Source organism: Streptomyces sp. B1866, assembly GCF_031932565.1.
Taxonomy (GTDB): domain Bacteria; phylum Actinomycetota; class Actinomycetes; order Streptomycetales; family Streptomycetaceae; genus Streptomyces.
Window position 1 is genome coordinate 1 of the sequence record NZ_JAVSCF010000270.1, and the last position, 8,394, is coordinate 8,394.

The 8,394-nt window shown below is 73.4% G+C and carries 8 protein-coding genes and 1 pseudogene; 5 read left to right on the top strand and 4 right to left on the bottom strand.

The window, feature by feature from the left end; genetic code table 11:
• Positions 1-577, bottom strand: a 577-nt coding sequence (locus RKE29_RS25280) for a nucleoside/nucleotide kinase family protein (RefSeq protein WP_312007938.1), incomplete at its 3' end; no start/stop codon positions are given.
• 395 nt (positions 578-972) lie between these two features.
• Between RKE29_RS25280 and RKE29_RS25285 the strand changes: the two genes are divergently transcribed.
• Positions 973-1,425 (top strand): hypothetical protein, encoded by a 453-nt coding sequence (locus RKE29_RS25285; protein WP_312007939.1) that lies wholly within the window; start codon positions 973-975, stop codon positions 1,423-1,425.
• Positions 1,426-1,719: 294 nt separating this feature from the next.
• Positions 1,720-2,817, top strand: a complete 1,098-nt coding sequence (locus RKE29_RS25290; protein WP_312007941.1) for a methyltransferase domain-containing protein — start codon at positions 1,720-1,722, stop codon at positions 2,815-2,817.
• A gap of 26 nt (positions 2,818-2,843) precedes the next feature.
• On the opposite strand, the gene RKE29_RS25295 is transcribed toward RKE29_RS25290, so the two are convergent.
• On the bottom strand, positions 2,844-3,170 hold the full coding sequence (locus RKE29_RS25295) for a hypothetical protein (protein WP_312007942.1): 327 nt from the start codon (positions 3,168-3,170) through the stop codon (positions 2,844-2,846).
• A 196-nt stretch (positions 3,171-3,366) separates the two neighbouring features.
• Here RKE29_RS25295 and RKE29_RS25300 point away from each other — a divergent pair, with 196 nt between their 5' ends.
• Positions 3,367-3,597 (top strand): hypothetical protein, encoded by a 231-nt coding sequence (locus tag RKE29_RS25300; RefSeq protein WP_312007943.1) that lies wholly within the window; start codon positions 3,367-3,369, stop codon positions 3,595-3,597.
• Positions 3,594-4,004 (top strand): type II toxin-antitoxin system VapC family toxin, encoded by a 411-nt coding sequence (locus RKE29_RS25305; protein WP_312007944.1) that lies wholly within the window; start codon positions 3,594-3,596, stop codon positions 4,002-4,004. Before RKE29_RS25300 ends, RKE29_RS25305 begins: the two co-directional genes overlap by 4 nt.
• Positions 4,005-4,045: 41 nt before the next feature.
• Here RKE29_RS25305 and argS read toward each other — a convergent pair whose 3' ends face one another.
• Positions 4,046-5,860 carry an arginine--tRNA ligase gene (gene argS / locus RKE29_RS25310; RefSeq protein WP_312007945.1) on the bottom strand — a complete coding sequence of 605 codons (1,815 nt, stop codon included), beginning with the start codon at positions 5,858-5,860 and terminating at the stop codon, positions 4,046-4,048.
• 200 nt (positions 5,861-6,060) lie between these two features.
• Between argS and lysS the strand changes: the two genes are divergently transcribed.
• The gene (gene lysS, locus RKE29_RS25315) at positions 6,061-7,776 is read left to right on the top strand and encodes a lysine--tRNA ligase (RefSeq protein ID WP_312007946.1); all 1,716 of its coding nucleotides are present in this window, start codon (positions 6,061-6,063) and stop codon (positions 7,774-7,776) included.
• Positions 7,777-7,855: 79 nt separating this feature from the next.
• On the opposite strand, the pseudogene RKE29_RS25320 reads toward lysS, so the two are convergent.
• A pseudogene (locus RKE29_RS25320) lies at positions 7,856-8,394 on the bottom strand (hypothetical protein); the annotation flags it as partial.

Genomic DNA, 8,394 nt, shown 5'->3' on the forward strand with positions numbered 1-8,394 from the left:
AGGTCAGGACGAAGCGGCGGGCCTCGGCCGGGGGCTTGCCGTAGCGCTCGTGACGGCGGATCAGGCGGCGGACGCGCTCCTCGGTGTCCAGGTCGACCCACCACGCCTCGTCCAGCAGGCCGCGTACCGTCCGCCACGGGTCCTCGTCCAGCAGCAGGTAGTTGCCCTCGGTGATCACCAGCGGGACCTCGGGTGGCACCGGGACGCTGCCCGCCACCGGCTGCTCCAGCTCGCGCTCGAACGCCGGGGCGTAGACCACGACGCCCGGGCGCGGGTCGCGCAGGCGGCGCAGCAGGGCCGCGTAGCCGTGCGGGTCGAACGTCTCCGGCGCGCCCTTCCGGCCCAGCAGGCCCAGGCGGCGCAGCTCGGCGTCGGCCAGGTGGAAGCCGTCCATGGGCACCAGGGCGGCGCGGGCCGGGCCCAGCTCGGCCAGCAGGCGTGCGGCCAGCGTGCTCTTGCCCGCGCCGGGCGGGCCCGCCAGGCCCAGCAGGCGGCGGGTGCCCTGGGCGGCCAGGCGGCGGGCGCGGGCGGCCAGGTCCGCCAGGGGCGGGGACGGGTCGGAGGGTTCAGGCGGCATGCGGGGCTTCCTCAGCGGCGCAGGGTGACGCGGCGGGTCACCCGCTCGGCGCGGCCAGGGTTGCCGATACGGGCCGTACGGTCAATACGGGCTGAAGTTGCCGCCGGGCCGCGCCGGGCCGATGATGAAAAGCGACTACGCCGTTCGGGCGCCCGTACTCCGTCGGCCCGGGGCGGGTGGCGGTCGGTTTTCCGGCCCGCCGCCGCCTTCCGTGAGCGCCGATGCCCGGCCCGGCGGCCGCACCGGCCGGGGGCGCGTTCTCCGCTGGCATGGACGGCACAATTCATAGGGTGTCCCCCCTGCTCGGTCACGGCGCTGACCTGCGCATCAGCTCGTATGACCCACGCTTTCAACGCTTTTTGCGGGCCGGGGGACGTCATTCAGGAGGCAGGCTCATGAAAACGAAGGTGGATTTCCTCGGGCTGGTCGACTCGGCGGTTCGAGTGGCCCGCGGCGCATATCCGGAAGCCATATTGTACGAAGGCAACGGAATAGCCGCCAACGGGCCCACGGCCGCCGTGCGCGACGTGGACACCTGGCGGTTCGTCTTCCGCGTGCAGGGCGGGGCCGCGCTGCTGTGGAGCAAGGAGTGGGGCGTGTTCGAGCCCATGGTGTTCACCTCGAAGCCGTGGCTGGAGGAACGCAGCGCGCCCTGGCCCATCTCCATGGACATCACCGAGGCCGACGAACTCCTCAAGCTGAAGGGCTGCACCGACCCGTACACGACGGTGACCCTGCGGTGGCCCCTCTACCCCGGCAGCGACCAGCCGTACTACATCTTCCAGACCACCCAGAACGGGTACGTCTTCGTCGGCGTCCACGACCGGAAAGTCGCGCGCACCGAGTGACCGCGCGGTGCTAGCGTGCCGCGCATGTACTTCTTCTTCCACCTGCGCTGAGGCGCCGTCGGCGGGACGAGGAGAGCCCGACGCCGACGAGGCGGGGCGGCGTGGCGCCGTCCCGGGCCTTGACGTGGGAGAAGAACGATCATCATGCGCGCTCGCGCACGTTTTCTCGCTGNGAAGAACGATCATCATGCGCGCTCGCGCACGTTTTCTCGCTGAACCGCGTCCCGGCCGCGCCGCCGTCTCGTGACGGCGGCGCGCCTGGTGGCGCGATGTGTCCGGGGGCTCGAACCCGTGGTGGCGGCCGAGATACTGCGGCGCGGCCTCGGCGCGGTCACCGGCCTGGGGCACCGCGAGGTGCACTACCGGCCCTCCGGAGCGGTGCCCGAGACCGGTGCCGACTGCCCGCGCACCGCGGACGACGTGTTCCTGCTGGCCGCCCGCATGCCCGACCCCGGGCCGGGCCGGGCGGACCTCGCCCGGCTCGCCGGGCTGGCGGCCCGCGCCGACCCGGGCGGCCGGGACGGCCGGAGTGGCCGGGACGGCCGGGGCGTGACCGGGGTGGAGGTGTCGGCGTCCTTCCTCGGGCGACGGGCCTTCAACCGGTACGACGCCGAGGACGCCGTCGGGCACGCGCTGGCCGCGCGGCTCGGCGTCCCCTACCACGCGCGGCGCGGCGGGGCCGCGCCACCGCCGGGCCACAGCGGCTGGCGGCTGACCCTGGACGGCACGTGGGCGACCCTCATGCGGCGGCTCACCGGCCGTCCGCTGCACCGCCGCGCGTACAAGGGGCGGACCATCCCCGGCACCCTGCACCCGCCGGTCGCCGCCGCCATGACCCTGCTGGCCGACGTGCGGCCCGGGCACCGCGTCCTCGACCCGTGCTGCGGCGCGGGCACGCTGCTCATCGAGGCCGCGCACGTGTGCCCTGACGCGCGCTTCGACGGCTTCGACCTGGACGCGGACGCGCTGCGGGCGGCCCGTACGAACGCGGCGGACGCGTTCTCCTCTGCCGTCCCGGCTCCCGCCTCCGTCTCCGTACGCCGCGGCGACGCGGGCGAGCTGCCGCTGGCCGACGGGAGCGTGGACCGCCTGCTGTGCAATCCGCCGTGGGGCGGGCAGGTCAGCCCGCGCGGACTGCTCGCCGAGCGGCCCGCGCGCTGGTGGGCGGAGCTGCGGCGGGTGCTGGCGCCCGACGGCGCGGCCGTCGTCCTGCTCCCGGACGCCGCCGACCTCGCCACGGCCATCGCCCGCGGCTTCACGCCCGTCCACGTCCAGCAGATCCGGCTGTCCGGCGCCCAGCCCTGCGTGGTGCGCCTCACGGCCACGCCCCGGGCGGGCCGGTCGCAGGCGGGGCGGCCGCGGTCGGGGTCGGGGCGGCCTGGGCCTGGATGAAGGGGGGACCGCCGGGCCGGGCCGCGTTACGCCGTGGCCCGGCCCGTCTCCCCTCGGCCCTCGCATGTCTCGCAGGGCGCCTCGTGCTCCCAGCCCTCGTCGTCCGTCCACCCGATCTTCCCGCTGCCGCCGCACGACGAGCACAGCGGCGCCCGGACCAGGCGGGCGTCGGACGGCGGGGACAGCACCTCGTACTCGTCGTCGGGCGACAGCAGGGCCGCCTCCCGCCCGTACGCGGCCCGGTCCTCCAGCAGAACGCGCGGCCTGCCCTGCCACCCCCCGGCGATCACCGCGTACGCCCCGTCCAGCTCCCCCGTGCTGCTCGCGGTGATCCGGATGCGGTATCCGTCCACTGGTGCGTCCTCCCCCCCTGCTTCGCGCCCCCGCGCCGTGAGGCGACGAGCCTAGGGTAGGTCCGGGGCGGTGTGGCGGAGCCGCGCGGCGAAGGTGTGCGTCTGTACGGGGCCGCAGCCCGCAAGGGGCGGCCCACGGGACGCCCGATGCGCCATTCTGCCAGCAGAATGCTTGCGGTGCGACTAGACTTGTCGCATGGCGACTCTCTACGTACGCGACCTGTCCGAGGAAGCCCTCGCCGAGCTGAAGATACGAGCTGCCCGCAACCGGCAGTCCCTCCAGGCGTACGCTCGTGCGCTACTGGAAGCGGAGGCAGCCACCCCGTCAATCGATGATCTTGTCGTCCGCATCCGGGAGCGCGTCACCGCTCGGCTCACCACGGAGGAAGTCATCGGGGACATCGAAGCGGGAAGGCGCCGCGAGTGATCGTGATCGACGCGGGAGCCCTGGTCCTGTTCGTCGCCGATGCGGGGCCCGTGGGTGAGGCGGTGGGCGCTCGGATTCGAGGTGAGCGGCTGGTCGCACCTCACCTCGTTGACGTCGAAGTCACCTCAGCGCTGCTGGGGCGCCACCGTGGCGGCAAACTGACGGAAGCCGAACTGAACTCGGCGTGGGACGCCTTCGCCCTTCTCCCTATCCGACGCTTCGACCACATGCCGCTCCTGCCTCGGGTGCGGGAGCTGCACGCCAACCTTTCCCCGTACGACGCTACCTATGTCGCACTGGCGGAAGGGCTTCAGGTGCCATTCGTCACGAGCGATGCCAGGATCGCCCGGTCTGGCCGGGGCGACTGCAAGATCGAAGTCTTCAACGAGCAGACGGTCCAGGGCTGACGGCCGGGCCGGGCCGCAAGTGCCCGGCCCAAGGGCCGTGCCTACAGTCGCTCCGGCGTCCTGATCCCCAGCAGCGTCATCCCCTGCCGCAGCGTCCGTGCCGTCAGGTCGCACAGGAACAGGCGGTTCTCCACCATCGCCGGGCCGCCCTCGGCCTTCAGCACCGGGCACTGGTCGTAGAAGGCCGTGTAGAGCGAGGCGAGCTGGTAGAGGTACGCGGCCAGGCGGTGCGGCTCGTACGTCTCGGCGACGCTCGCCAGGGTCTCCGCGAACTCGTCCAGGTGCAGGCCCAGCGCCCGCTCGGCCGGGGCCAGGGCTAGCTCCGGGTGCGGCACGGGGCCCGCGGTGCCCTCCGCCTTGCGCAGGATGGAGCGGATACGCGCGTGCGCGTACTGGAGGTAGACGCTGGTGTCGCCGTTGAGGGAGACCATGCGGTCCAGGTCGAAGACGTAGTCGCGGGTGAGGGACGTGGACAGGTCCGCGTACTTCACCGCGCCGATGCCGACCTCGGCGGCCCGCCGCTCGATCTCCTCCTCGGTCAGCTCACCGGTCTTCCCGGCCTTCTCCCGGACCACCGCCGCGGCCCGCTCCACCGCCGAGCCCAGCAGGTCCACCAGCCGCACCGACTCGCCCTCGCGCGTCTTGAACGGCTTGCCGTCCTTGCCCAGCACCGTGCCGAACGCCAGCTGCCGCGCCGTGTCCTGCGGCAGCCAGCCCGCCCGCCGCGCGGTCTCGAAGACCATGCGGAAGTGCAGCGCCTGGCGGGCGTCGACCACGTACAGCAGGGTGTCGGCGCCCAGGCGGCCGACGCGGTCGCGGATGGCGGCCAGGTCGGTGGCCGCGTAGCCGAAGCCGCCGTTGGACTTCTGCACGATCAGCGGGGTCGGCTTGCCGTCCGGGCCCTTGACGTCGTCGAAGAACACGCACAGGGCGCCCTCGGAGCGCACGGCGACGCCGGACTCCTCCAGGTCCTTGACCACCCGCATGAGGTCGTCGTTGTACGCGCTCTCGCCGACCACGTCCTCGTCGCGGACCTCCACGTCCAGCAGCTCGTACACCGCCTGGAAGTAGATCTTCGACTCGTCCACGATCTTGTGCCAGAGGGCGAGGGTGCGCTCGTCGCCCGCCTGGAGGTCCACCACCCGGTCCCGGGCCCGCGCCTTGAACTCCTCGTCGGAGTCGAACAGCGCGCGCGAGGCGCGGTACAGCCGGTTCAGGCGGGCCATCGCGGCCTCGCCCTCCTCGCCGCCCACGGCCCCGGCGCCCGCCGCCGCGCCCGTGCCCGCACTGTCGGACTCGTGGTCCAGCTCGTGCGGGTGCTCGATCAGGTACTGGATCAGCATGCCGAACTGCGTGCCCCAGTCGCCGATGTGGTGGCGGCGGACCACCGTCTCGCCCCGGTACTCCAGCAGCCGTACGATCGCGTCGCCGATGACCGTCGAGCGCAGGTGGCCGACGTGCATCTCCTTGGCCACGTTGGGCTGCGAGTAGTCGATCACCGTGGTGCCGGGGTCCGGCGCGTACGGCACGCCCAGGCGGTCGTCGGCGGCGCGCGCGGCGAGCGTGTCGAGCAGGGCCCGGTCGGTGACCGTGATGTTCAGGAAGCCGGGTCCTGAGACCTCCACGGACGCCAGCACGCCGTCGTCGGCGGGCAGCCGCTCCACGACCTGGGCGGCCAGCTCGCGCGGGTTGCCCTTCAGCCGCTTGGCGAGCGCCAGCAGGCCGTTGGCCTGGAAGTCCGCCCGGTCGCTCCGTCGCAGCAGCGGGTCCGCGCCGGAGGCGGACGGCACGGCGGACGCGAGGGCGTCCGCGAGGTGCTGGTGGACGGTGGCGGCGAGGGAGGGGACCGAGGCCATGGGTACTGAGCCGTTTCCGTTGAAGGGGAGGTCTCCTCAAGTATTCCACGGGGCCGCATCCGGTTCTCCGCGGTTTTCCGCGCGACCGGGCGGTCGCGCGCCTCCGGCGGGAGGGGGGCTATGAGCGGTTTTCCGCGCGGCCGATGGGACAATGGGGCCGCAAGGCCGTGACACCGCAAGCGAAGAAGGAAGTGCCGGACGTGGCTCAGACCACCCCAGACGCCGACTGGGTCTCCCGTATCGCCGATGACGTCATCGCCGAGGCGGAGCGCCGTGCCCCCGGCAAACCGGTCGTCTGCGCCTCCGGCCTGTCCCCCTCCGGCCCGATCCACCTGGGCAACCTGCGCGAGGTCATGGTGCCGCACCTGGTCGCCGACGAGATCAAGCGGCGCGGGATTCCTTGCGAGCACATCCTGTCCTGGGACGACTTCGACCGGTTCCGCAAGGTCCCGGTCGGCGTCGACCCGTCGTACGCCGAGCACATCGGCAAGCCGCTGACCGCCGTGCCCGCCCCGCCCGGCAGCCCGTACGCGAGCTGGGCCGAGCACTTCAAGGCGCCCATGGTCGCGGCGCTGGCCGAGCTGGGCGTTCAGGTGCGCGGGATCAGCCAGACGGCCATGTACACCTCCGGCGCCTACCGCGAGCAGATCCTGTTCGCCATGCGCGAGCGGGCCCGGATCGACGCCGTGCTCGACCGCTACCGGACCAAGGACAAGCCCCAGCACAAGCAGCAGAAGCCGCTCGACGCCGCCGAGGTCGCCGCCGCCGAGGGGTCGGGCGCGGCCGGGGAGGACGACGGCTCGGGCGCGGGCGGCGGCGCGTACTACCCGTACAAGCCGTACTGCTCCGCCTGCGGCCGCGACCTGACCACCGTCACCGCCTACGACGACGAGACCACCCGGCTGGCCTACGTCTGCCAGTGCGGCCACGAGGAAACGGTGCGCTTGCGCGAGTTCGACCGCGGCAAGCTGGTCTGGAAGGTCGACTGGCCGATGCGGTGGGCGTACGAGGGCGTGATCTTCGAGCCCAGCGGGGTGGACCACCAGTCGCCCGGCTCGTCGTTCGTCGTCGGCGGGCAGCTGGTCAAGGAGATCTTCGGCGGCGAGCAGCCCATCGGGCCCATGTACGCGTTCGTCGGCATCAGCGGCATGGCCAAGATGTCCTCCTCGCGCGGCGGCGTGCCCACCCCGGCCGACGCGCTGGAGATCATGGAGGCGCCGCTGCTGCGCTGGCTGTACGCGCGCCGTCGGCCGAACCAGGCGTTCAAGATCGCGTTCGACCAGGAGATCCAGCGTACGTACGACGAGTGGGACGCCCTGGAGCGCAAGGTCGCCGACGGCACCGCCCAGCCCGCCGACGCCGCCGCCCACCGGCGCGCCACCGGCACCGCCGCGGGCCCGCTGCCCGCCACGCCGCGCCCGCTGCCGTACCGCATGCTCGCCTCGGTCGTGGACATCACCACCGGGCACGACGAGCAGACGCTGCGCATCCTCGGCGAGCTGGACCCGGCGAACCCGGTGAAGACCCTGGACGAGACCCGGCCCCGGCTGGACAAGGCCGAGCGGTGGATCACCACCCAGGTGCCCGCGGAAGCGCGCACGCGCGTGCGCGAGGAGCCGGACACGGCGCTGCTCGGTGCGCTCGACGACGACGGGCGCGCGTCGCTGCGGCTGCTGCTCGACGGGCTGGACACCCACTGGTCGCTGGACGGGCTGACCACGCTCGTCTACGGCGTGCCGAAGGTACGGGCCGGACTCGCACCGGACGCCAAGCCGACGCCGGAGCTGAAGGCGGCCCAGCGGGCCTTCTTCGCGCTCCTGTACCGGCTGCTGGTCGGCCGGGACACCGGGCCGCGGCTGCCGACGCTGCTGCTGGCGGTGGGGGCGGACCGGGTGCGCAAGCTGCTGGGGGCGTAGGGCCTCGCTCCGGTCCCGGGCCCCGGCGCGGCTGCCGGGGTCCGGGTTCTCCGGGTTCCCGGGGTCGCCTGGGTCAGGGTCAGGGGATGTACTCCGTGCCCATCTCCATCTTGTAGCGGTCCTTGCAGTCGTTGAGCTGGAAGTCGATCTCCGTGTCCGGGACGTCGGCGAGCCCGTACCCGTCGCGCAGCAGGCGGCGGAACTGGTACGCCGACGGGAACTTGCTGTTGTTGGCCACGAACTGGCGGAAGGCGCCGTAGTACAGCTCGTCGAGCGGCACGTCGTCCGTCAGATCGGGCGCCGCCGCGCGCGAGGACTCCGCCTCGCGCAGGGCCCGGGCCAGGTCGGCGGTGGGGATCTCCTGGGTGTTCTCCGGGGGCGGCGCCGACTGCCGTGCCTGCTCGGGCTGTCGTGCCTGCTCGGGCTGTCGTGTCTGCTCGGGCTGTCGTGCCTGCTCCGGCTCGGGGAACGGCTCCTGGCGCCGGTCCGGCTGCCGTCGGCGGCGGCGCGGCGGCTGCTGGGCCTCGGCCTCCGGCCCGGCCTGCTGCGGCTCGGGCGCGAACGCCCGGTGGGCGCCGCCGACGCCCTGGCCGCCGAGCGGGCGGCGCCGGTCGCCCG

What these genes read in the sequence shown, in the direction of transcription:
- RKE29_RS25300 (WP_312007943.1), top strand. Translation starts at nt 3,367, where the DNA reads ATGGCGACTCTCTACGTACGCGACCTGTCCGAGGAAGCCCTCGCCGAG.
- RKE29_RS25285 (WP_312007939.1), top strand. Translation starts at nt 973, where the DNA reads ATGAAAACGAAGGTGGATTTCCTCGGGCTGGTCGACTCGGCGGTTCGA.
- argS (WP_312007945.1), bottom strand. Translation starts at nt 5,860, where the DNA reads ATGGCCTCGGTCCCCTCCCTCGCCGCCACCGTCCACCAGCACCTCGCG.